Origin of the sequence: Marinobacter iranensis (assembly GCF_029207565.1) — a bacterium.
Lineage (GTDB): Bacteria > Pseudomonadota > Gammaproteobacteria > Pseudomonadales > Oleiphilaceae > Marinobacter > Marinobacter iranensis.
The window spans coordinates 180,443-201,899 of the sequence record NZ_JANCMW010000006.1; the positions used below are offsets into that span (position 1 = coordinate 180,443).

Annotated in this window: 22 protein-coding genes and 2 pseudogenes; 12 read left to right on the forward strand and 12 right to left on the reverse strand. The window is 58.8% G+C overall.

All coding sequences use genetic code 11. The features are described from left to right. Positions 1–17 precede the first annotated feature (17 nt). The 5 genes from benB to NLU14_RS11605 form a co-directional block, all read right to left on the reverse strand. Complete coding sequence (benB, locus tag NLU14_RS11585; protein WP_275706627.1) at positions 18–509, reverse strand: benzoate 1,2-dioxygenase small subunit; 492 nt, start codon at positions 507–509, stop codon at positions 18–20. Continuing rightward, positions 506–1,882, reverse strand: coding sequence for a Rieske 2Fe-2S domain-containing protein (locus tag NLU14_RS11590; protein ID WP_275706629.1), 1,377 nt, complete (start codon positions 1,880–1,882; stop codon positions 506–508). The genes benB and NLU14_RS11590 overlap by 4 nt, the downstream gene beginning before the upstream one ends. A 32-nt stretch (positions 1,883–1,914) precedes the next feature. Continuing rightward, a complete protein-coding gene (gene catA, locus NLU14_RS11595) occupies positions 1,915–2,856 on the reverse strand; it encodes a catechol 1,2-dioxygenase (protein WP_275706631.1) in 942 nt (313 codons plus the stop codon). 116 nt (positions 2,857–2,972) lie between these two features. Further along, the gene (gene catC, locus NLU14_RS11600) at positions 2,973–3,263 is read right to left on the reverse strand and encodes a muconolactone Delta-isomerase (protein ID WP_275706633.1); all 291 of its coding nucleotides are present in this window, start codon (positions 3,261–3,263) and stop codon (positions 2,973–2,975) included. Positions 3,264–3,276: 13 nt separating this feature from the next. Next, positions 3,277–4,401, reverse strand: coding sequence for a muconate/chloromuconate family cycloisomerase (locus NLU14_RS11605; protein ID WP_275706634.1), 1,125 nt, complete (start codon positions 4,399–4,401; stop codon positions 3,277–3,279). Between the two features lie 106 nt (positions 4,402–4,507). Between NLU14_RS11605 and NLU14_RS11610 the strand changes: the two genes are divergently transcribed. After that, positions 4,508–5,410 carry a LysR family transcriptional regulator gene (locus tag NLU14_RS11610; protein ID WP_275706636.1) on the forward strand — a complete coding sequence of 301 codons (903 nt, stop codon included), beginning with the start codon at positions 4,508–4,510 and terminating at the stop codon, positions 5,408–5,410. Between the two features lie 215 nt (positions 5,411–5,625). Here the strand turns inward: NLU14_RS11610 and NLU14_RS11615 are convergent, their stop codons facing one another. Further along, on the reverse strand, positions 5,626–6,405 hold the full coding sequence (locus tag NLU14_RS11615) for an IclR family transcriptional regulator domain-containing protein (RefSeq protein WP_275706638.1): 780 nt from the start codon (positions 6,403–6,405) through the stop codon (positions 5,626–5,628). 195 nt (positions 6,406–6,600) lie between these two features. Here NLU14_RS11615 and NLU14_RS11620 point away from each other — a divergent pair, with 195 nt between their 5' ends. From NLU14_RS11620 to NLU14_RS23125, 5 genes and pseudogenes are all read left to right on the forward strand, one after another. Beyond that, positions 6,601–7,416 (forward strand): CoA transferase subunit A, encoded by an 816-nt coding sequence (locus NLU14_RS11620; RefSeq protein WP_275706640.1) that lies wholly within the window; start codon positions 6,601–6,603, stop codon positions 7,414–7,416. Then, complete coding sequence (locus NLU14_RS11625) at positions 7,416–8,192, forward strand: CoA-transferase subunit beta (protein WP_275706642.1); 777 nt, start codon at positions 7,416–7,418, stop codon at positions 8,190–8,192. The genes NLU14_RS11620 and NLU14_RS11625 overlap by 1 nt, the downstream gene beginning before the upstream one ends. An 8-nt stretch (positions 8,193–8,200) precedes the next feature. After that, on the forward strand, positions 8,201–9,403 hold the full coding sequence (pcaF, locus tag NLU14_RS11630) for a 3-oxoadipyl-CoA thiolase (protein WP_275706644.1): 1,203 nt from the start codon (positions 8,201–8,203) through the stop codon (positions 9,401–9,403). Between the two features lie 14 nt (positions 9,404–9,417). Further along, positions 9,418–10,206: an alpha/beta fold hydrolase gene (locus NLU14_RS11635; RefSeq protein WP_275706646.1), complete on the forward strand. Its 789-nt coding sequence runs from the start codon at positions 9,418–9,420 to the stop codon at positions 10,204–10,206. Between the two features lie 704 nt (positions 10,207–10,910). After that, positions 10,911–11,303, forward strand: a pseudogene (locus NLU14_RS23125) (methyl-accepting chemotaxis protein); the annotation flags it as partial. Positions 11,304–11,444: 141 nt separating this feature from the next. Here the strand turns inward: NLU14_RS23125 and NLU14_RS11645 are convergent. Both NLU14_RS11645 and NLU14_RS11650 read right to left on the reverse strand, forming a co-directional pair. Beyond that, a complete protein-coding gene (locus tag NLU14_RS11645; protein WP_275706651.1) occupies positions 11,445–11,987 on the reverse strand; it encodes a cysteine hydrolase family protein in 543 nt (180 codons plus the stop codon). Positions 11,988–12,030: 43 nt separating this feature from the next. After that, positions 12,031–12,909 carry an MBL fold metallo-hydrolase gene (locus tag NLU14_RS11650; protein WP_275706653.1) on the reverse strand — a complete coding sequence of 293 codons (879 nt, stop codon included), beginning with the start codon at positions 12,907–12,909 and terminating at the stop codon, positions 12,031–12,033. A 125-nt stretch (positions 12,910–13,034) separates the two neighbouring features. Here NLU14_RS11650 and NLU14_RS11655 point away from each other — a divergent pair, with 125 nt between their 5' ends. The 6 genes from NLU14_RS11655 (at position 13,035) to NLU14_RS11680 (ending at position 18,721) form a co-directional block, all read left to right on the forward strand. Next, positions 13,035–14,009 carry a GlxA family transcriptional regulator gene (locus tag NLU14_RS11655; RefSeq protein ID WP_275706656.1) on the forward strand — a complete coding sequence of 325 codons (975 nt, stop codon included), beginning with the start codon at positions 13,035–13,037 and terminating at the stop codon, positions 14,007–14,009. 121 nt (positions 14,010–14,130) lie between these two features. Further along, a complete protein-coding gene (locus NLU14_RS11660; protein ID WP_275706658.1) occupies positions 14,131–15,306 on the forward strand; it encodes an ABC transporter substrate-binding protein in 1,176 nt (391 codons plus the stop codon). A gap of 98 nt (positions 15,307–15,404) precedes the next feature. Next, entirely contained in the window at positions 15,405–16,268 is an 864-nt protein-coding gene (locus NLU14_RS11665) for a branched-chain amino acid ABC transporter permease (RefSeq protein WP_275706660.1), read from the forward strand. Positions 16,269–16,281: 13 nt separating this feature from the next. Next, positions 16,282–17,238, forward strand: coding sequence for a branched-chain amino acid ABC transporter permease (locus NLU14_RS11670; protein ID WP_275706662.1), 957 nt, complete (start codon positions 16,282–16,284; stop codon positions 17,236–17,238). Between the two features lie 2 nt (positions 17,239–17,240). Then, positions 17,241–18,011: an ABC transporter ATP-binding protein gene (locus tag NLU14_RS11675; protein ID WP_275706664.1), complete on the forward strand. Its 771-nt coding sequence runs from the start codon at positions 17,241–17,243 to the stop codon at positions 18,009–18,011. Next, positions 18,008–18,721: an ABC transporter ATP-binding protein gene (locus NLU14_RS11680; RefSeq protein ID WP_275706665.1), complete on the forward strand. Its 714-nt coding sequence runs from the start codon at positions 18,008–18,010 to the stop codon at positions 18,719–18,721. The genes NLU14_RS11675 and NLU14_RS11680 overlap by 4 nt, the downstream gene beginning before the upstream one ends. Before the next feature lie 71 nt (positions 18,722–18,792). Here the strand turns inward: NLU14_RS11680 and NLU14_RS11685 are convergent, their stop codons facing one another. The 4 genes and pseudogenes from NLU14_RS11685 to NLU14_RS11700 all read right to left on the reverse strand — a co-directional run bounded on the left by NLU14_RS11685 (position 18,793) and on the right by NLU14_RS11700 (position 21,455). Further along, positions 18,793–19,221, reverse strand: a complete 429-nt coding sequence (locus NLU14_RS11685; protein ID WP_338040791.1) for a hypothetical protein — start codon at positions 19,219–19,221, stop codon at positions 18,793–18,795. Next, positions 19,164–19,775 carry an NAD(P)/FAD-dependent oxidoreductase gene (locus tag NLU14_RS11690; protein WP_275706667.1) on the reverse strand — a complete coding sequence of 204 codons (612 nt, stop codon included), beginning with the start codon at positions 19,773–19,775 and terminating at the stop codon, positions 19,164–19,166. The genes NLU14_RS11685 and NLU14_RS11690 overlap by 58 nt, the downstream gene beginning before the upstream one ends. 19 nt (positions 19,776–19,794) lie before the next feature. Beyond that, positions 19,795–19,956 (reverse strand): annotated as a pseudogene (locus tag NLU14_RS11695) (rubredoxin); the annotation flags it as partial. A gap of 53 nt (positions 19,957–20,009) precedes the next feature. Beyond that, the gene (locus NLU14_RS11700; RefSeq protein WP_275706669.1) at positions 20,010–21,455 is read right to left on the reverse strand and encodes an aldehyde dehydrogenase family protein; all 1,446 of its coding nucleotides are present in this window, start codon (positions 21,453–21,455) and stop codon (positions 20,010–20,012) included. Between the last annotated feature and the right edge of the window lie 2 nt (positions 21,456–21,457).

Here is a 21,457-nt window from a genome sequence, read left to right on the forward strand (position 1 = left end):
GATGCTCTCCCCATCAATTACAGGTGGTAAACGTCCAGCACCTGATTGATGCAATCGTTGTTCAGAACCAGTCGCTTCTCGCGGATCAGCGGCTGCTCGCCGGTGATGTCCAGGGTGTAGAAGGAAGTTCCGAAGAATTCGGCCGATTTCTTGTAGCGGTAGGCCTTGGTCAGCCAGTTAAACCGCAGCTTTATTTCACTGTCGTCCTGGGACAGGATCTCCAGGTTGCTGGTGAAGTGGGTGGTGCGTGGCTCCGGCATGGAGCTGGCACCGGAACGCTCGGTCTTGATCCGGTAGATCCGGTCTTCCAGGCCTTCCTTGTTGGGGTAGTAGATGAGTGAGATCTCGCTTTGCGGATCTTCGGTCAGCTCATCGTCGTCATCCCAGGCCGGCATCCAGTAGGTGACATCCTCGTGGTAGCAGGCCAGCCAGTTGTCCCACTCGCGGTCGTCCAGGAAGCGCGCCTCGCGAATGATGAATTGCTCGATGTCGTGATAGCTCAGACTCATGCGGACGCCTCCTCTGAAGTCACTGGAATGAAACGGGCACGCTCGGCCTCGATCGCGCGTGTCATCTCCACCTGCCAATGCTGGTGGTGGTTCACATACAGGCCTTCGTCGTCGGGCCGCGCGCCACTCATCATGGGTTTCATGTCGATCTGGTTGGCGTGTTCGTCCGGGCCGTCGATCCAGTGCGCCGCACCACGGCTCATGTCGTTCCAGCGCATGTCGCGGGCTTCGTAGCCGTTCTGGCAGGCGCGGAACTCTTCCAGATCATCCGGTGTACCCATTCCGGAGACGTTGAAGAAGTCCTCGTACTGGCGGATACGCTTGGTGCGCAGTTCCGCCGGCTCGTTCTTCGGACCAAAGGCATAGATGGTCACTTCCGTCTTGTTGACGTCGATGGGCCGGGTCACACGGATCTGTGTGGAGAACTGGTCCATCAGGTAGACGTTCGGGTACAGGCACAGGTTCTTGGTGGTGCGTACGATGGAGTCGGCACGGGCCTCGCCGTAGGTTTCCTTCAGACGTTCCAACTGGCTGAAGATTGGGCGCACTTCCGGGTTCAGCAGGCGGGTCCAAAGCATCATGTGGCCGTTCTCGAAGGAGTAGAAGCCGCCTTCGGCCGACCAGCTCTTGGCGTCGACCGCCTCGGTGCCGCCCTTGTCGTAATTGCGCTGACCCATGGTGGACAGGTAGTTCCAGTGCACGGTGCCCACGTGGTAACCGTCGGCGCCGTTTTCCGCGGTCAGTTTCCAGTTGCCTTCGTAGGTGTAGGTCGAGCTGCCGCGCAGGATTTCCAGGCCGTCTTCCGACTGATCCACGATGTTGTCGATGATCTTGGTGGTTTCACCCAGGTGCTCCTCGAGAGGAACCACATCGGCGTTGAGGCTGCCGAACAGGAAGCCACGGTAGTTGCCGAACTTCGGCATCTGCTTCAGGTCGTGGGAGCCGTCGGTGTTGAACTGCTCTGGGTAACCGCCCTTCTTCTGGTCCTTCGCCTTCAAAAGCTGACCGTCATTGCGGAAGGTCCAGCCGTGGAACGGGCAGGTAAAGGAGGTCTTGTTGCCCCGCTTCTTGCGGCACAGGGTGGCGCCACGGTGCGAGCATGTGTTGAGGATGGCTTTCAGCTCGCCATCCTTGGTGCGGGTAATGACTACCGGCTGGCGACCCACGGTCACCGTAAAGTAGTCACCCGGCTCCGGGATCTGGCTCTCGTGGGCCAGGTAGACCCAGTTGCCCTCGAAGATGTACTTCATCTCCAGGTCGAACAGTTCCTGGTCAGTGAAGATGCTGCGATCGCACTGGTAGCGGCCGGTTTCCGGATCCGCTATCACCGCATCGCGCACCTTGTCTGCGAGTTTTTCGAGTTTACTGGTCATGTCGTTCACTCCGTCTTGTTCTTGTGTGTCACTTACGCAGCGTCCGTTTCCAGGGCGCGACGACGTGCGTGGCGCGTCTGCAGCTCGGGCTTGTCGGTAGCGACCAGAGTCACATTGAACTCAACCTCGGTAATCGGACCGGTCACACCATGCTTTGCGGCGGTTTCGGACTGCTCCACACGCTTGGCTTCCATCACCAGCTCTTCACGAGTTGCAAACGCGAAGTCGTCGTAGGTGTATTCATCACCGGCGATGTTGACCTGGGTGGTCAGGTGCTTGTACCCCGGTTTGGACACGAAGTAATGAATGTGAGCCGGACGCTGGCCGTGACGACCCAGTTGGTTCAGGAGCTGTTGCGCAGAGCCCTCAGGCGGGCAACCGTAACCGGAAGGCATGATGCTCTGGGCAGCATAGCGACCTTCGGAGTCGGTCTTGATGCGACGGCGCAGGTTGTACTCGCTCTGTGACTGGTCGAAGTAGGAATAGGCGCCCTTGCTGTCCGCGTGCCAGATATCCACAATGGCGTTGGCCAGCGGTTCACCGTTTTCGTCAGTGATCTGGCCCTTGATCAGGATCACTTCGGCATCCTTGTCGGAGCCGTCGTCCATACGGGCAAAGCCTTCACTGATGGGAGCGCCTGCCACGTACAGCGGGCCTTCGATAGTGCGCGGCGTGCCGCCGGTCAGGCCGGCCTGCTCGTCTTCGGCGTCCTGACGGATATCCAGGTAACGGTCCATGCCCAGGCCAGGGGCCAGCAGGGCGGCTTCGCCATTCGCTCCCAGTTCGCCAACGTAATAGACGGCGCTCCAGAATTCTTCCGGTGTGACATCGAAATCCTCGACGATCTGGAAAACATCGTGCATGACGCGATGAACGATTTTCTTCATGCGCTCATTGCCACCGTCCTTGTCGAAGCCGGCTACTTTCTCCAGCAGTTCCTTCACATCAGCGGTTTGCATGGTTTTAACGGTCATTGTCGGTCTCCTCGGTCTTTTGTTGTTGTTGCTCAAGACATTCCAATCAATTAGCAACAGGTTGTGATGGGTGCCTGGGACTGCGTTTGGCACCGGTATCTGGTGAACAGGCCCCGTTAGCGATCGTCCTCATGAATGGAGGACGGATGACGGCACAGGGGCGCAACGGTGATGTCCATATAGGGGAACAGCGGAAGATTGCTGATCAGGTCCTGCAGTTCGGCGTTGTCCTCAACGTCGAAAATGCTGACATTCGCGTAGCTACCCGCCACACGCCACAGGTGACGCCACTTGCCTTTTTCCTGAAGGCCCTGTGCGTAGGCTTTCTCCCGGGCCTTGATCTCGGCAGCGACCTCAGCCGGCATATCGGTGGGCAGATTGACCTTCATTTCGACTTTAAACAGCATGTGCGCTCCTCCGTTATTGATCTTTGCGGCTGTATTCAGCGAGCTTGTCTTCGTTGATCGTGACGCCCAGGCCGGGGCCTTGTGGCAGGTCCACGCCGTTGCCGTGGAAGTTCATGGGCTTGTCCACAATGTCGTCCCTCATCAGCAGCGGGCCGAACATTTCGGTGCCCCAGTGCAGGGTTTCCAGGGTGGACCAAGCGTGTAACGCGGCAACCGTGCCGATGGTGCCTTCCAGCAGGGTGCCCCCGTACAGGCCAATGCCCGCCGCCTGGGCAACCGCGGCCTGCTCCAGGGCCCGGGCCGGGCCGCCAGCCTTGGCGATCTTGAGCGCAACAGCGCCCGAGAAACCGGCGGCGGCCAGGTTGTACATATCGCTGGCGTCGGCAACGGCTTCGTCGGCCAGGATGGGTAGATGGAATTTCCGTGACAGGCGCACCAGCGCGGCGTGGTCCTTCATCGGTGTGGGCTGCTCGACCAGGTCAATACCGGCCGCCTGCAGTTCCGCCATGCCCCTGGCGGCGGTGGCCTCGTCCCACGCCTGATTCACGTCAACACGCACACTGGCGGTTTCACCCACGGCATCCTTGATGGCAGCCACATGGCGGACGTCGTCCATCAGCGCTCGTGAGCCGATCTTGAGTTTGAAATCGCAGTGGCGCCCGGTTTCGATCAGGCCGAGGGCTTCCTCGATATCATTGGCGGTATCCCCGCTGGCCAGGGTCCAGAGCACCGGTATGTGCTGGTGCACGGCGCCGCCAAGCAGATCCGACACCGGACAGCCCAGCCGCTTGCCCTGCAGATCCAGCAACGCCGTTTCAAGGGCGGATTTGGCCAGGTTGTTGCCGCGGGTCGAGCGGTTTAACATTACCCTCAGGGTATTGATGTTATCCGCGCGTTGCCCAATCAGTTGCGGCTTGAAATAGGTGTCAATGGTAAGTTTCACGCTTTCGGGACTTTCCGGGCCGTAGGCCAGGCCGCCGATGGTGGTGGCCTCACCCAACCCCTCGAGACCATCGGAATCCCTCAGGCGCACAATGACCATGGTCTGAACCCCCATGGTTGTCATCGACAGTTTGTGCGGCCGGATGGTCGGAATGTCGACCAGGATGGCTTCGATGGACTGAATGGTGGCGGACATGGGCTCTCCGAATCGCAAGTTAAAATGCCTGTAATTCGAACAGTACGAAGTTTCGCGGATATGAACCAATATTGATTAAGTACTAACCGATACCCTGGAGGTATGGATGGAACTGAGACACCTGCGGTACTTCGTGGTCGTGGCGGAGGAACTGAACCTGACCCGGGCTGCAGAAAAGCTGTTTATTGCCCAGCCACCTTTGACCCGTGCCATAAAGCAATTGGAAGAGGAGATGGGCGCAGCACTGTTCATCCGCAAACCCCGGGGCCTGCAACTGACAACGGCTGGCGAGTACTTCCTGGAGCAGGCAAGGCAGATTCTCGACAAGGTAACCGCCACCATGAACGACACCCGGCGGATCGCCCAGCATCGCAAGACGGTGTTCTCCATCGGCTTCGTGCCCTCGGTGTTCTACGGGCAACTGCCACTGATGGTCCGGCGCCTGCGGCGCAACAAAAACCTGGAAATCATCCTGCACGAACTGAAGACAAGGGAGCAGGTGGATGCGCTGAAGGCCGGAAAGATCGATATCGGTTTTGGACGGGTGCGCATTGAGGACCCCGACGTGGAACAGGATCTGCTGTTCGATGAACCCCTGATCGCCGCCATACCCGCCGGGAGCCCACTGACCCGACACCCGCCGTCCATGAAAGAGCTGTCGGAATGGCCGATGATCGCTTTTCCTTCGAGCACGGGCCCCAACTTCGCGGACCTGACCCAAGGCCTGTTCCACCGCCGCGGCCTGCGTATTAACGTGATGCAGCAGGTCAATGACCTGCAGACTGCGCTGTCGCTGGTGGCCTCGGATATGGGGTTCACCCTGGTGCCTGAGCAGGTTCGACGGCTGCACAGGGAGGGGGTGGACTATATGCCTTTGGAGGATGACAACATTACCGTGCCGGTGATTGCATCGCGACGAAAGGGAGAAAATCCGAACGCAGTGATGCGGCTGGCGAATACCATTCTGGATGAGTTGGTGGAGAACCGGTTGACCGGGCGGTATCCGTGATGTGGGCGTGTCGGAGAGATGGATGTCGGATTACGAGCCTGACGGCTCTAATCCGACCTACAGGTATACCTGCTCCCTGGTGGGCGTCGGATTACGGCTTCGCCTAATCCGACCTACATGTTTGCATGTTCCCGCGTAGGTCGGATTAGAACCGCAACGCGGTTCGTAATCCGACACAGACGGCTCCCCACGCAACCTTCCTCACCCCCAAAACCTCACTGCGTCGTCCGCCGCACCGCCTCGGTCGCTTGCTGCAACCGCGGCAAGTACACCCCCATCAACGTCTCCATACCCACCCGCGCCGCATTGGTGCTGATATTGATCGCCCCCAGCAATTCACCATTGCCGGCAAACACCGGCACCGCCACGGAGCGAAGACCGGAATCCAGTTCCTGATCGACGATCGAATACCCCTGCTCCCGGACTTTGATGATTTCATCCTTTAACACATCAGCACTGGTCACTGAGGATGCCGTAAACGCTTCGAGAGTCACCCGAGCAAGGAACGAATCCAGCTCCGCTTCCGGCAATTGCGCCAGCAGCACCCGCCCCATGGAGGTATAGGCCGCCGGCAGGCGGGTGCCCACTGACAGGGTAATGGCCATCAACCGGTGCCGCGCCGATGAGCGCACCACGTACACCACATCATCCCCATCCAGTACCGCCAGCGAGGAGGACTCCCCCAGTTCGGCAGTGATGTCTTCCAGGTATTGCTGGATCACCGCGCGGTACTGATTCGAGGCCTGGTAGGCATAACCCAGCTGCAACACCCGAGGTGTCAGCTCAAACTGCCGGCCATTGCGCTTCACAAAGCCCAGGGCATGAAGGGTCAGCAGAAAACGCCGCGCCTTGGCCCGATCCATATCAGTACGTGCCGCCACCTCACTCAGCGTCATGCGGGGGTGCTCGGCATCAAACGCCTGCAATACCTCCAGTCCTGAGGCCAGCGCACCCACATAGTCCCGGTCGCCGGGCTTGAGAATCTGATCGTCCATTCCTGTTCCTTCCTCGCCTAAAACAGCATCCGCGCATGGTAGCAGCTCGTTCGGTATCCGAACATCCGTGCATTTTTGCTGATTGGTGAAAATTTGTACTTGACGAAGGTAAAACCTTCGAGCCATCATGTTCGCATATTAAACTTATGTTCGTATATCGAACTTTTCAACAATCACTGCAATGGAGACACTGTGATGGCTGAATTTCTCTCCCTTCAGGAGGCCGTGAGCCGCCACATCAGCAACGGCGACACCGTCTGTATGGAAGGCTTCACCCACCTGATTCCGTTCGCGGCGGGCCACGAAATCATTCGTCAGGAAAAGCGTGACCTGACCCTGATCCGCATGACCCCGGACCTGGTGTACGACCAGATGATCGGCGCCGGCTGCGCGAAAAAACTGATCTTCTCCTGGGGCGGCAACCCCGGCGTGGGTTCGCTGCATCGCCTGCGGGACGCCGTGGAGAAGGGCTGGCCGAACAAGCTGGACATCCTCGAGCACAGCCACGCCGCCATGGCCTGCGCCTACGAAGCCGGCGCGGCCGGACTGCCGTTCGCCGTGTTGCGCGGCTATGTAGGGAGCGACCTGCCCAAGGTGAACAACCAGATCAAGTTCATTGAGTGCCCGTTCACCGGCGAGCGCTTGGCCGCAGTGCCGTCGGTTCGCCCGGACGTGGCGGTGATCCACGCCCAGCGCGCCGATCGCAAGGGCAATGTACTGGTGGAGGGCATTGTCGGCATTCAGAAGGAAGTGGTGCTGGCCGCCAAGCGCAGCATCGTTACCGTTGAGGAAATCGTCGACGACCTTGGCGCCTCTGTAAACGCCTGCGTGCTGCCCTCTTGGGCCATCACTGCCATCGCCGAGGCACCGAAAGGCGCCAGCCCGTCCTACGCGTTGGGTTATTACGACCGCGACAACGCCTTCTACAAAGAGTGGGACGGCATCGCCCGTGACCGGGAAACCTTCCAGACCTGGCTGAAAGAAAACGTCTTTGAAAAAGGAGCTGCGTGATGAGCCTTGAATTTACCTCCTCGGAAATGATGAGCGTCACTGCCGCCCGCGCACTGACCAGCGACATGACCTGTTTCGTCGGCATCGGCCTGCCCAGCGAGGCCGCCAACCTGGCGCGCCTGACCCATGCGCCGGACGTCACCCTGATTTACGAATCCGGCACCCTGCAGACCAAACCGGATGTGCTACCGCTGTCCATAGGTGACGGTGAGCTGTGCGAATCTGCCCTCACCACGGTTTCGGTACCGGAAATGTTCCGCTACTGGCTGCAGGGCGGCCACGTCAGCGTCGGCTTCCTGGGTACCGCACAGATTGACCGTTACGCCAACCTTAACACCACGCTGATCGGTGACTACCGTGAGCCCAAAGTTCGCCTACCCGGCGGTGGCGGCGCACCGGAAATTGCCACCAACGCGAAGGAAGTGTTCATCACCGTCAAGCACTCCAAGCGCACCTTTGTTAAGGATGTGGACTTCGTGACCACCGTCGGCTTCGGCCGTGACGGCAAGGCCCGGGACAACGTGCCCAACATCGGTCGCGGCCCCACGGTGGTGATCACCGACCTGTGCATTCTCAAGCCGGATCCGGACACCAAAGAACTGGTGGTCACGTCCCTGCACCCGAACGTGACCCGTGAAGAGGTGATCGAAGCCACTGGCTGGGAGATCCGTTTTGCCGAGTCGCTGGACACCACACCGGAACCCACCGCCCACGAGCTGGAAATCCTGCGGGACCTGAAAGCACGCACAAACGCCCACCATGCCGGTCAACAGTGAGGTTCACCATGACTAACGTTTATCTCTGCCATCCCCGCCGTTCGGCCATTGGCCGCTTCGGCGGCACCCTGGCCAGCGTCCGCCCCGACGACCTGGCGGCCCATATTTTCAAGGCCGTACTGGAACAGGCGCCGGAACTGGACCCAGCCGCCATCGACGAAGTGATGATGGGCTCCGCCAACCAGGCCGGCGAAGACAACCGCAACGTGGCGCGGATGTCGGCGTTGCTGGCTGGTCTGCCGACATCCGTACCCGGCACTACCCTCAACCGGCTGTGCGGCTCCGGTATGGATGCCGTGGGCACCGCTTTCCGCGCGATTCGTGCCGGCGAGATGGACCTGGTACTGGCCGGCGGTGTGGAGTCCATGTCCCGCGCGCCCTATGTCATGGGTAAGGCGGATGCTGCCTTCTCGCGTGGACAGATGATTGAAGACACCACCATCGGCTGGCGCTTCGTGAACCCGCTGATGAAAAAGCAGTACGGTGTCGATTCCATGCCGGAAACCGCGGAAAATGTCGCCGAACAGTACAAGGTGTCGCGGGAAGATCAGGATCTATTTGCGTTCCGCTCCCAGGAGAAAACTGCCCGCGCCCAGAAGGACGGTATCTTCGCCGAAGAGATCGTGCCGGTGTCCATTCCACGTCGCAAACAGGACCCGCTGGTATTCGATACCGACGAGCATCCCCGTGAAAGCACCCTGGAAAAGCTCGCTGCCCTGCCAACGCCGTTCCGGGACGGCGGCAGCGTGACCGCTGGCAACGCCTCTGGCGTGAACGACGGCGCCGCTGCAATGCTGGTTGCCAGTGAGAGCGCGGTGAAAACCCACGGGCTGAAGCCCATGGCCCGCATTCTGGGCATGGCCACGGCAGGCGTGGAACCGCGCATCATGGGCATAGGCCCGGTGCCGGCGGTTCGCAAGCTGCTGGAAAAACAGGGTATCAGCATCGATGACATCGACGTGATAGAACTGAACGAAGCCTTTGCTGCACAAGGGTTGGCGGTGTTACGAGAACTGGGCGTTGCCGATGACGATAAGCGGGTCAACCCCAACGGTGGTGCCATCGCCTTGGGCCACCCTCTGGGCATGTCCGGCGCCCGCCTGCTGATGACCGCCGCCCACCAGCTACAGCGCACCGGTGGCCGTTACGCCCTGTGCACCATGTGCGTGGGTGTCGGCCAGGGTATTGCTACACTCATCGAACGGGTCTGAGGTAAGGAGCAAACATGGCATTTCTGAAACACAATGGCCGCACCATCTGCTACCGGCTGCTCGGCGACAAAGACAAACCACTGCTGGTGCTGGCACACCCGCTGGGCATGACCCAGGGCGTGTGGGACGACATGCTACCGATGCTGCTGCCACGGTTCCGGGTGCTGACCTGGGACCTGCCGGGGCACGGCGCCAGCGCGAGCTGGCCGGACAAGTCCGACAAAATCACACCGGAAGACCTGGCGCAGGAAGCCATCGCGCTCGCCGCCATTGCAGATACTGAAAGATTCCACTTTGTTGGCACATCGATTGGCGGTGCTATTGGCCAGCAACTCGTCAGCCAACATTCTGACAGACTGCTTTCCGCCACTCTCACCAACACCGGCGCTGTCATCGGCACACCCGAGGCCTGGAATACCCGCTCAGCTAACGTACTGGAACTCGGCCTCCGTGCCATGGCTGTAGATATCGTTCCGCGCTGGTTCGGCCCCGCCGCCTGCGAACAGCAGCCGGCTCTGGTCGAGGGCTGGCGCGTGATCATGGGGCGCGGTGATGACCGCAGTTATGCACTTTTGTGCGAAATGCTGGGGCGTGTCGATTTCCGCGAGAAGCTGGGCCAGCATCGCGTACCGCTCCGGCTGATTGGCGGTTCGGACGACGTTGCTACCCCCCCGGAAACGCTCCAGGCGCTGGCCCAATACAGTGGCGCCTCGCACCCAGTGATTCTGGAACATGTCGGCCATGTCCCCTCGGTGGAATGCCCTGACAAGTTCAGCCAGATGCTGCTCGACAACCTGGACTGAATATCAACCCGGAAGCCAGGCCCACCGTTCCGGCCTGGCTTCTACTTCTGCCCTCCAAGCCCGTTTTTCAGAATACGGATAAACCTCTGCATTGTGCGGATAGGTTCGCCCCCAAAAATCCCTTAGCGTTCATCGCAGGATGCGAACCCTTGCCCAGCGGAAACAGAACCATGGACAACACTCTCACTATCGAACAAAAAACATCTGAGCCCGGATCTTCCAAAGCCCCGGTTTACGGAGCACTGCTTCTGGCCATCGTCAGCGCCGGGCTATTACTGAGCATGGCGGACGGAGCCACCCCGGCCGTGCTTGCGGCGGTTACCCTCGCCCTAGCCGCCACCGCACTCGCCCTGTGCACGCGGATGCAGCCGACCGTAGTGACCGTCCGGGAACAGGTGCCGGCACCCGAGCCGCTGCCCGAACCGGTGCAGGAACCGCAAGTGCATACCTCGGAACCGGAATCGCCAGACCCTATTCTGCTCAGCCACCTGGATGACCTGCGCAGCAACGTCGATGTGATCCTCGAGGAGATGGCGGAGGCGGGCAAGCTGGCCAAGGCGTCCGGGGCCAAGGTAGCCCAGAGCGCCAGCTGCATTTCAGAGTCCGAAGCATCGATTCGCGAGCTGGCCGACTTCATGGGCCGCATTGATGATGTGTTCACCGAGCTGGGGAAGCAATCCGCCGAGATCGGCGCCATCGTGGGCAATATTCAGGACATCGCCAAACAGACCAACCTGCTGGCGCTAAACGCTTCCATCGAAGCCGCCCGGGCGGGGGAGCACGGCCGTGGTTTCGCCGTGGTGGCCGATGAAGTGCGCAACCTGGCTGTACGTGCCAACGAATCCAGCGAGGGGATTCGCGCCATAGCCGACAGCCTGAATACCACCTCGGTCGAAGCAGGTAATGGCATGGAACAAATCCGGGAATCGTGTAACCAGTGCCTGGGCCAGTCCGGTGAGACCTTACAGGCAATGAAGGATATCCAGGCCGGGGCGATGGCTCGCATGGAAGTCGTCCAGGGCATTACCGAACGGTTGCAGGTTCAGCGCGAGCTTACCGGGCAGATGTACACAGACCTCAGGGTCGATGTCCGATGAGACTGGCCAGGGATTACCTGGCCGGCTACAGCGATGAATACGGGTCGAACGGTGCCCCCGAAACGACCGGCTAGAAAATACTTCGAGCCGGTCAGCGTTCAGGTTACGGGAGCAACCGAGCAGATACGAAGGGCAGTTTCGTTACAGGTAATCCCGAGTGGACTGGACGGTCGCGTAAGCAAATTCCAGAGCCGCCATGGCAGTGGCATGAACCTGTGCAGCCGGCACTTTTACACCGTTAAACTCCAGATCCATCGTAGCGCAAGCGTCTTCCAGCACCGTGACCTTATAGTCAAAATCTGAAGCGGCGCGGCTGGTGGCCTCGATGCACATATGACTCATGGCGCCTATGACCACGACTTCCTCGATGCCACTGGCATCCAACAACTCTTTGAGGTTGGTTTTCAGAAACGAGTTCGGGTAGTTCTTCACAATGACCGGCTCATCACCTTGAGGAGCCACAGATTCGTGAATGTCGACTCCATCGGTGCCCGGCGTGAAAAACGGGGCACTCGGATCCGGGGCCTCGTGGCGAACGTGCACGAGTAGGTCCTGATTCTGGCGTGCGGCTTCTATTACCTGGGCAGCTTTGGCTGCGGCCTGCTCAATATTCACCAGCGGCAGCTTGCCGGAGGCAAAATATTCATTCTGGACATCAACAACGATAATGGCTCGCTTACTCATATAATTGTTCCTCTTTCGGTTTTGTGTTTCGGGTGTGTTCTGGTTAGAAAGAAATAATCTCGCCATCCGCCGGGATCGAAACGTGATCCTCAATCCCCTCACTGCGGACGAATTCGGCCAGTTCCTCACGGCTGAGGGTCATGTGGTTTACAGCGTCCAGGTGCACGGTGACGATGGTGGCATCCGGGGCTGCGCGGTGAATACGCAACGTATCTTCCTTGCCCATGATGATAGGGTCGCCCTCAAAGCCGGAAACCTCCGCAGCGCCGGTGTTCAGCACAATGACCTCGGGACGGTAACGCTCCAACGCCTGCACGACTTCATCACGCCAAACTGTATCGCCCACCACATAAGTTGTTTTCTGCCCCTTTGCCTCGAAAACCACGCCCATCACTTCACCGAGCGCCTGGGCCAGTTCGGGGACCGAATAGATTGCGTCTGACCCATGCTGGCCGCCGGTTTTGTGAAGCTTTACGCCACCAAACTCAGCATCATCATCGAGAATGCGCACATCCTTGAAACCTTGTGAACGAACCATCTCAGCTTCGGCCACATTCTGCACAAACAGGGGTATGTCCTTCGGCAACAGCTTCTGGGCGGCATCATCCCAGTGATCCAGGTGGGTATGGGTCACAATCACCGCATCCGTACCCTCGACCACGTCCTCTGCGGCCATGGGCAGCCCAACCAGCGGATTGCGCAGCTCGCTCCGGTAGGTATTTTCGAAACCCGGATAGGCACCTCGGTCGGCCAGCATCGGGTCAATCAGAAACGTGGTATTCCCATAGGTTATCTTTATCGTGGCGTTGCGAATGTGCTGTATTTTCTGGGTTGTTTCCTGAGCGCCAGAGTCGGCAAACGCACTGCCGGCAAAGACAGCCGAAACAGCAACCAGAGCGCCAGCGAAGGTTTTGATCAACATCGGGTTCGTCCTCCAATAGGGTGTTTTGTTGATGGGATTAAGTCTAGAGAGCTCTGACTAACACTAATATTGACCTGAAAGACAATCATCGAAACAATTGGGCCAACCGGTTATCATCGGGCTCAATGAACAACAGGATTGATACAGTGGTGCTACCCAGAGTCGGACTCATCCTTCATCCCCACTTCAGCCCCTTCCATTTCTCGGTGCCCTACATGGTGTTCAACATTTCCCTGCCCGAACGCCCGCTGTTTGAGTTATTGATTGTGACGCCGGACGGAAGGCCTCTGGAATCAGAGCGGGCGATAACCGTGCAGCCGGACGGCGGCCTGGAACTGTTGGATACGGTCGATATTGCGGTGGTGCCTGGCTGGCATGATCTGAATGAAGCACCACCGCCAGAACTGGCCGAGGCGCTAACCCGCTGCCATCAGCGGGGCGCACATGTGGTAGGGCTTTGTTACGGAACCTACGCGCTGGCTTATGCGGGCTTGCTGGACAACAAGCGAGCGTCAACTCACTGGCTGGCTGAGCAGGACTTCATTAGTCGCTTCCCGCGAGTCAACCTGGACACCAACGCGCTCTATGTGGAAGACGAACGACTGGTCACGTCCGCCGGAACGGCTGCCGGGCTGGATTGCTGCCTGTTCCTGGTGAGAGAGTATTACGACGCAAAGACCGCCAACACGATTGCCCGCCTAATGGTGGTTCCACCTCACCGGGAGGGAGGCCAGGCCCAGTTCATCGAGCAGCCGGTCGCCATCTCCACCCAGGATGCCCATATCAACCAACTACTGGACTATCTGCGAGAAAACCTGGCCGATACGCACACCATCGATGAACTGGCTACCCGCACGGCCATGAGCAGGCGCACCTTCACACGTCACTTTCAAAAGGCAACCGGCATGACAGTGGTGGAGTGGTTGGTGAATGAGCGGTTACGGCAAGGACGTGAGCTGTTGGAAACCACGTCGTTGTCTGTAGAAGCCATTGCGGAAAGAATCGGCTTCCACACGGCCACGTCGTTCCGGCAACACTTTAAGCAACGCCACCGTGTTAGCCCACGGGACTGGCGCAAGACCTTCAGTGAAAGTGCCTGATATTCGAACTGCACTATCCGCCAGTGCAACCACGGGACATCTCTCTGCAGAAAACGGATATTCCTGTAGCCCCTTCACGCCTCTAATGACAGAACCCACAACAACAATCTGAGGTGTTGAAATGAGCAGGATCAAAACGCTTGCCAGTGCTGTACTGGCAACCACCCTAACCGCCGGGCTCTCTACCTCTGCCCTGGCGGCCGCCGGTGACCCGGTGAAAATTGGCATCATGCTGCCTTTTAGCGGCATTTACGCACAGCTTGGCGAAGCCGGCCGCGATGGCCTGAAGCTGGCACTGAAAGAAAAAGCATCAGCACTGCACGGCTCACCTGTTGAGTTCATCGAACTGGACACCGAAGCCAAACCCTCCCGTGCACCGGAGCTGGCTTCGTCACTGCTGAACCAGCACGAAGCGGACTTCGTGATTGGCCCGGTTCATTCCGGTGTTGCCATGGGCATGATCAAGATGCTGCGCGGCAAAGACACCATCATGATCATCCCGAACGCCGGATCCGCGGCCGCCACTGGCCCCCTGTGCGCACCGAATATCTTCCGGACATCGTTCTCATCCTGGCAGCCGTCCTACCCCATGGGTAAAGTGGCTCTGGATAAGGGCTACAAGAAGGTTTACGCCATCAGTTGGAACTACGGCATGGGCCGCGAAAGCCTCGACGCCTTTGAAGAGTCCTTTACCGCCGGTGGTGGTGAGATTGTCGAGAAGGTACTGCTGCCGTTCCCGTCTACCAACTTCCAGTCCCATGTCAGTGATATCGCTGCGACCAACCCGGACGCAGTTTTCACCTTTTTCGCTGGCGGTGGTGCCATCAAGTTTGTGAAGGATTACGACGCCATGGGCCTGCGCGGCAAAATTCCGCTGTTGGGTTCCGGCTTCCTCACCGAAGGCACACTGCAGGCGCAGGGCGATGCCGCCGAGGGCGTACTGACCGGCCTGCACTACGCAGAGCAGTTGGACGTTCCCAAGAACCGGGAGTTCCGCGAAGCCTTCAATACCGAGTACGGCCACTACCCGGACATCTATGCCGTACAGGGCTACGACGCGGGGCAGGCCATTGCCAATACCATCGGCCAGCTCGAGGGTGACATTTCGGACAAACAGGCGGTGATCAGCACCATGGAGAAACTGACCATCGACAGCCCTCGCGGAGAATTCACCTTCTCCAGGGCCCACAACCCGATCCAGAACATCTACCTGCGGGAAGTGAAAGATGGCGTAAACGTGGTGCAGAGCGTGGCCGCCGAAGCGCTGGAAGATCCGGCTCGCGGCTGCAAGCTCTGAGCACGGGTTCCACTGACTCCCGGCAGCTGCCGGGAGCATCCCCGAAGCTGTCTGCCCGCCCCTGAACTGACTTATCCGTAAAACCGTTGGGTATCACTATGTCTACCGAACTTTTCTTCGTGCAACTTATTAATGGCCTCCAGTATGGGTTGCTCCTGTTTCTGATCGCCTCCGGCCTGACCCTGGTATTCGGCGTGATGGGCATCCTCAATCTGGCCCATGGCTCCATGTACATGGTCGGCGCCTATCTGGTGTGGTACTTCGTCGCTGTAACCGGCAGCTTTACGGTATCCGCCATTCTCTCGGCGGTCATCGCACTGGGCCTGGGCATACTGATCGAGCGGGTGTTGATACAGCGACTTTACAACCGCAACCACCTGGACCAGGTGCTGCTGACCATTGGCATGATCTTCGTATTCAACTCTCTTCAAAGCATTCTCTGGGGCAACGATCCCTACGGTGTTGCGGTTCCGGAGGCGTTGAGCGGTTCCGTGCCGTTCACCGACAACTCCAGTTACCCGGTGTATCGCATTTTTGCGGCGCTGATCTGCATCGCCATCGCCGCCGCCCTGTATTTCATGGTGAGCAAAACCCGCCTGGGCATGCTGATTCGTGCCGGGGAGTCCAATCGGGAAATGGTGGAAGCCCTGGGCGTAAACATAAAAAGCCTCTACACCATCGTGTTCGCCATCGGCGTGATGCTGGCCGCCATTTCAGGAATCATTGCCGCACCCATGCGCTCGATCGTTCCGGGCATGGGGGAGAGCGTGCTGATTACATGCTTCGTGGTGGTGGTTATCGGTGGCATGGGGTCCATTAAGGGCGCTTTCGTAGGTGCGCTGCTGGTCGGTGTTATCAGCACCTTCGCGGCGGTTCTGATGCCCACCATGTCCAACATGGTGATTTACCTCTTTATGATCCTGGTGCTGCTGGTGAAGCCCCAGGGCCTGTTCGCCAAGTAAGCGGGAGCCGAACATGATTTTCGAGAAACGCACCGAGCGTATTGTCCTGGCGATTTTCTTTGTCATCGCCCTCTGTATTCCCCTGTTCCTGGAGGACAACTCCTTCTTCGTGGGGAAAGTCACCACCATCCTGATCCTGGCGGTGTTCGTGATGTCCCTGGATTTCCTGGTCGGGCGTGTTGGCCTGGTCACCCTGGGGCACGCGCTGTTCTATGGGCTGGGCGGTTACCTGTTCGTGATCCTCACGCCGGAGTACGAAGCGGTCAACTTCTGGGTTTACGCCATTTACGTCATGGGTATCAGTGCCCTGGTCGCATTGGTTGTTGGTGTGGTGGTTCTGCGTACCTCCGGGATCTACTTCATCATGATCACCCTGGCCATATCGCAGATGGTCTACTACTTCTTCTTCGACTCTTTGGAGTTCGGCGGCAGCGACGGCCTGTTCATTTTCATGAAGCCGGACACCAGCATTTTCGGCCTGAGTTTCCTGGACCTCGACAACCCATCGCACTTCTATTACCTGTCGCTGCTGGCGGTTCTGATCACCCTGGTGGCCATCAAGATCATCCTTCGCTCGCGGTTCGGCCGCATTGTGGAAGCAAGCCGCCTGAACCCCGAACGCACAGAAGCCTTGGGCTACAACATCTTCGCGTTCCGCCTGATCAGCTACATCATCGGCAGTACCTTGGCGGCCTATGCCGGCCTGCTGTTCGCCTTGCAATACGGGTACGTAAACCCGCAATTCATGACCTGGGAAATGTCCGGCACCGCTCTGGTGATGTCGATCCTCGGCGGCATGGGCACGATCTACGGCGCCATTCTGGGCACCATCACTTACGAAGGCCTGCTGTATATCTTCGAGCACCTGAGCGACGACTGGATGCTGTTTATGGGCGGTTCGATCATCCTGATGGTCCTGCTGCTGCGCAAAGGCCTGGCCGGCTACCTTGAAAAGCTGCTGGAGAAATAATCATGGCCAACGACATCATTCTGGAAACCGAATCCCTCAGCAAACACTGGGGTGGCATCAAGGCCCTCAACGATATTTCGCTGCAGTTTCATGACCGACAACTGCACGGCGTGGTCGGCCCGAACGGCGCCGGCAAGAGCACGCTGCTGAATATGCTGTGCGGCACCCTGCAGCCAACCAGCGGATGTATCTTCCACAAGGGCGATCAGATTGAAGGCATGAAGCCGTGGAAATTCGTACGCCGGGGCATCGGCCGCAGCTTCCAGAAAACCAATATCTACGCCGATGTGACCTGCCTGGAAAACTGCGCTGTCGCAGCCCAGCGCCGGTTCGCGGGAAGTTTTAACCTGTTTGCATCACGCCATGCCAACAAGCTGGTTAGGGAAGCTGCGGAAAAGGCGCTTCACCAGGTCGGTCTGGCTGACCGCATCCACACCATTGCAGCGGAAATATCCTATGGCGAGCAACGCCAACTGGAACTCGCCATGGTGCTGGCAACCGACCCCTGCATCCTGCTTCTGGACGAGCCCATGGCCGGTATGGGCCATGAGGAATCCCAGCGCATTATCGAGCTTCTGGGTCAGCTCAAACAGACCTACAGCATTGTGCTGGTAGAGCACGATATGGACGCCATTTTCGAACTCTCGGACCAATTGACCGTGCTGGATAACGGCACGCACCTGATCACCGGCACCGTGGATGAAGTCCGCAATGATCCCCGGGTTAAAGAAGCCTACCTGGGTAAGGAAGACGAGGAGGAGGAAGCGGCATGAGCAATAACCTTCTGGAAGTAAAGAACCTCAACACCCTGTACGGCCGCAGCCACATCCTCCACGACCTGTCTTTCAAGCTTGAGAAAGGGCAGTCCATGAGCCTGATGGGGCGCAACGGCATGGGCAAGACCACGACGCTCAAATCCATTCTTGGCATCGTGCCGCCCCGCAGTGGTCATGTGTATTTCGACGGCGAGGACATCAGCAAACTGCCAACCTGGAAGCGCATGCGACGGGATATCGCCTACGTGCCCGAAGGTCGCGGCATGTTCCACAACCTGACGGTCAAGGAGCACCTGCAAATGGCGGCACGCCCAGACAGCAACGGTAAATCCGGATGGGACTTCGAGCGGGTTATGGCGACTTTTCCACGACTTCAGGAGCGGTTATCGAATCTCGGTACTGAACTGTCAGGGGGCGAGCAACAGATGCTGGCAATAGGCCGCGCGCTGGTCACCAATCCGAGACTGATGATTCTCGACGAAGCGACCGAAGGCCTGGCTCCGCTGATCCGCCAGGACATCTGGAATGTGATCGCAACGATCCGGGAATCGGGTATTTCCACGCTGATCGTGGACAAGAACATCAAGGCATTAAAGAAGCTCTGCGACCGCCACGTGGTTATTGTTAAAGGACAAGTTCATTTCGATGGCAGCTCCGAAGAACTGGACCAGAACCTGGACAAAGTCGAAACCGCACTGAGTGTCTGAATGTAAAAAAGATAGGGCTATTGCCCACTGTATACAGTGGGCAACAGGTTCACCAACCTACGGGCGATCTCTCAGGCAACCGAACGTTTCAGGGGCTCTCCACACTGATCAACCCAGGACTGTCGTTCCGAAACAACTTGCCCTGCCAGTACGAAGCCCTGCAGGCACTCCGATTCATCAAGGAAAAAGGCCCGGGAGCCATGCTCATCGCGCTCAACCTGCCAGCGTCCTTCCAAACTGTTGGACGGACTTAACAGGGTCAGCGGAAGTGCCGCTGTTTTGACAATGACAGGCATCGGTGGGTACTGAACCATGGTTGGCCGCCCCAACAGAGTATCCGCCAGTGCCCGGATGCCATAGGTGATTGGCGCAATGTATGGCAACAGCCGGCCATTGATTTCAACACAATCGCCAATCGCGAATACGTCCGGGACCGTTGTCTTCATTCCGCCATTGACCTGAATGCCCTGATTGACGTCCGCACCGATCGACTTGGCCAGTTCCGTGCGGGGGTGCGGGGGCGCAAGCCAACCGCGGAAATCACTAGATCGGTGACCAGCTCAGTACCATCACGCAGTACAACCCGATACCGATCACCTTCCTTCTCGACACGCTCGACGGTATTGCCCTGATACCAGCTCACGCCTTGCTCCCGCAACGCCTCTTGCAACTGCACACCGACGTCATAAGGCAACAACCGGTCCATCGGGGACTCGGCCAGGCCAACAACATCCACCTGACAACCAGCGGCCGTCAAGTCATTGGCAAATTCGCAGCCGATCAGGCCATTGCCGATAATAGTGACCCTGCTGCCGCTCTGCAGACGCTCCCGCATGTGGCGGTAGTCCTGCAGGTTGTTAACGCTCAATACGTCCTCGGCGCCACTGCCGTCGATGGGCAGGCGAATAGGCTCGGCACCCAGCGCCAGAACGAGCTTGCTGTAGGGCTGGGAGCCGGAGTCGGTTTCCAGCGTCTTTGCTTTCGGGTCGATGCTCTGTACCCGGCAGCGAGTATAGATGCGGATACTCAGTCTCTGCTCCAATGCCAGGGGCACTCGGCTTCTGCTCGGCTTTCAGCTCAATCATCTCGAAGTCGGCTTTGCCCACGCCACAGTCAGGGCACAGCCAGTCGTCCGGAACATCTTCCCAGCGGGTACCCGGGGGAATTCCTTCGGATGGCCAGCCCTTGGCCTCGTCGTAGATCAGACCGCAGATAGTACATAGCCACTTTTTCATGATTTGGCCCTCCCTCGGCGCCGCTATCCGGGACAGCGGCACCGTCATCGTATTTATCGGGTGATGCGAATCGCGACGTTCTTGGTGCGCACGTAGTTGTAGAGTGCTTCCTGCCCTTTCTCGCGGCCATAGCCGGAGAGCCCGTTGCCACCAAACGGCGTTTCTATGCCACCGGCAAACCACTCATTGACGAACACCTGGCCGGCATCCAGTGACTGGGAGGCACGCAGGGCCCGGCTGATGTCCTGGGTGAAGACGCCCGCGACAAGTCCATAGTCGGTGCCATTGGCCAGTTCGTAGGCTTCCTCTTCACTATCGAAAGGCGTGATGGCGATGACCGGACCGAACACTTCTTCGCCAAACAGGCGCATGTCAGGGGTGACGTCCGCGTACACCGTCGGCTGCACAAACGCGCCTGGCAGACCTTCCACGGCCCGCCCACCAAAAATGAGGCGTGCGCCATCCTCTTCCGCCTGACGGCACAGCTCAAGGACACCATCACGCTGCTGCATCGACACCAACGGCGTAATATCCGGGTTATCCTTGCCGCCGCCAATGCTCAGCCCCCGGGCCAGTTCTGCAACCCGGCCAACCACGTCATCGTAGATCTCACGCTGAACCAGCAGACGGGACATGGCCGAGCAAACCTGCCCGGAATTGAAGAAGATCCCGTTTTTTACACTGGAGATTACCTCGTCCAAATCTGCATCGGAGAACGCGACGGCAGCGGATTTGCCACCCAGCTCCATAACGCAGGGCACGGCATTCTCGGCGGCCGCACGCATAATCGAGCGGCCAGTCGGCACAGAACCGGTGAAGACAATCTGGTTGGTCTCCTTGTGCGCCACCAAAGCCGCACCAATCTCGCGCCCGGGCCCTGCCAGGATACTCAGCACCCCCTTGGGCAAGCCAGCACGCTCGCACGCCGTTGCCAGCAACGTGATCGCCAGCGGCGACACCTCGGGCGATTTCACAATCACCGCGTTTCCAGCAGCCAACGCCGGTGCCAGTGAACGCGCGCAGATCGAGACCGGAAAATTCCAGGGAACAATCTGTACCGAAATACCCTGCGGTTCGTAAGTCGTGAAATCGACATAGTCTTCTCCCAGGGGGATCGACTTGCCTTCGATCTTGTCCGCCATGCCCGCGTAATACTCAAAGTAAGACGCGGATTCAGTAAACTCACCCAGCGCATCGTTGAGCGACTTCCCGTTTTCGCGAGAGGCTAGTAGAGCACCCTCATCCGCGAGCTTGCGGATCTCGCTCCCGATCCGGTAGAGCAGTTCCGCTCGCTGGGAGGGCCGTTGACGAGTCAACCGGCCTTCACGCACACACTGACGAGCGGCAGCGATAGCACACTCGACATCGCCCAGATCCGCGCTGGCAATGGTGGCAAACACGCTGTCAGAGGAGGGGTCACTCACCTCAATGCTTGTTTTGCCATCGACCCATTCGCCGCCAATAAAATTGAGCCAGTGGTTGGATTGTTTGTTAAACATAG

Coding starts and splice junctions, on each gene's coding strand:
- benB (WP_275706627.1), bottom strand. CDS start 509: ATGAGTCTGAGCTATCACGACATCGAGCAATTCATCATTCGCGAGGCG.
- NLU14_RS11590 (WP_275706629.1), bottom strand. CDS start 1,882: ATGACCAGTAAACTCGAAAAACTCGCAGACAAGGTGCGCGATGCGGTG.
- catA (WP_275706631.1), bottom strand. CDS start 2,856: ATGACCGTTAAAACCATGCAAACCGCTGATGTGAAGGAACTGCTGGAG.
- catC (WP_275706633.1), bottom strand. CDS start 3,263: ATGCTGTTTAAAGTCGAAATGAAGGTCAATCTGCCCACCGATATGCCG.
- NLU14_RS11605 (WP_275706634.1), bottom strand. CDS start 4,401: ATGTCCGCCACCATTCAGTCCATCGAAGCCATCCTGGTCGACATTCCG.
- NLU14_RS11610 (WP_275706636.1), top strand. CDS start 4,508: ATGGAACTGAGACACCTGCGGTACTTCGTGGTCGTGGCGGAGGAACTG.
- NLU14_RS11615 (WP_275706638.1), bottom strand. CDS start 6,405: ATGGACGATCAGATTCTCAAGCCCGGCGACCGGGACTATGTGGGTGCG.
- NLU14_RS11620 (WP_275706640.1), top strand. CDS start 6,601: ATGGCTGAATTTCTCTCCCTTCAGGAGGCCGTGAGCCGCCACATCAGC.
- NLU14_RS11625 (WP_275706642.1), top strand. CDS start 7,416: ATGAGCCTTGAATTTACCTCCTCGGAAATGATGAGCGTCACTGCCGCC.
- pcaF (WP_275706644.1), top strand. CDS start 8,201: ATGACTAACGTTTATCTCTGCCATCCCCGCCGTTCGGCCATTGGCCGC.
- NLU14_RS11635 (WP_275706646.1), top strand. CDS start 9,418: ATGGCATTTCTGAAACACAATGGCCGCACCATCTGCTACCGGCTGCTC.
- NLU14_RS11645 (WP_275706651.1), bottom strand. CDS start 11,987: ATGAGTAAGCGAGCCATTATCGTTGTTGATGTCCAGAATGAATATTTT.
- NLU14_RS11650 (WP_275706653.1), bottom strand. CDS start 12,909: ATGTTGATCAAAACCTTCGCTGGCGCTCTGGTTGCTGTTTCGGCTGTC.
- NLU14_RS11655 (WP_275706656.1), top strand. CDS start 13,035: ATGAACAACAGGATTGATACAGTGGTGCTACCCAGAGTCGGACTCATC.
- NLU14_RS11660 (WP_275706658.1), top strand. CDS start 14,131: ATGAGCAGGATCAAAACGCTTGCCAGTGCTGTACTGGCAACCACCCTA.
- NLU14_RS11665 (WP_275706660.1), top strand. CDS start 15,405: ATGTCTACCGAACTTTTCTTCGTGCAACTTATTAATGGCCTCCAGTAT.
- NLU14_RS11670 (WP_275706662.1), top strand. CDS start 16,282: ATGATTTTCGAGAAACGCACCGAGCGTATTGTCCTGGCGATTTTCTTT.
- NLU14_RS11675 (WP_275706664.1), top strand. CDS start 17,241: ATGGCCAACGACATCATTCTGGAAACCGAATCCCTCAGCAAACACTGG.
- NLU14_RS11680 (WP_275706665.1), top strand. CDS start 18,008: ATGAGCAATAACCTTCTGGAAGTAAAGAACCTCAACACCCTGTACGGC.
- NLU14_RS11700 (WP_275706669.1), bottom strand. CDS start 21,455: ATGTTTAACAAACAATCCAACCACTGGCTCAATTTTATTGGCGGCGAA.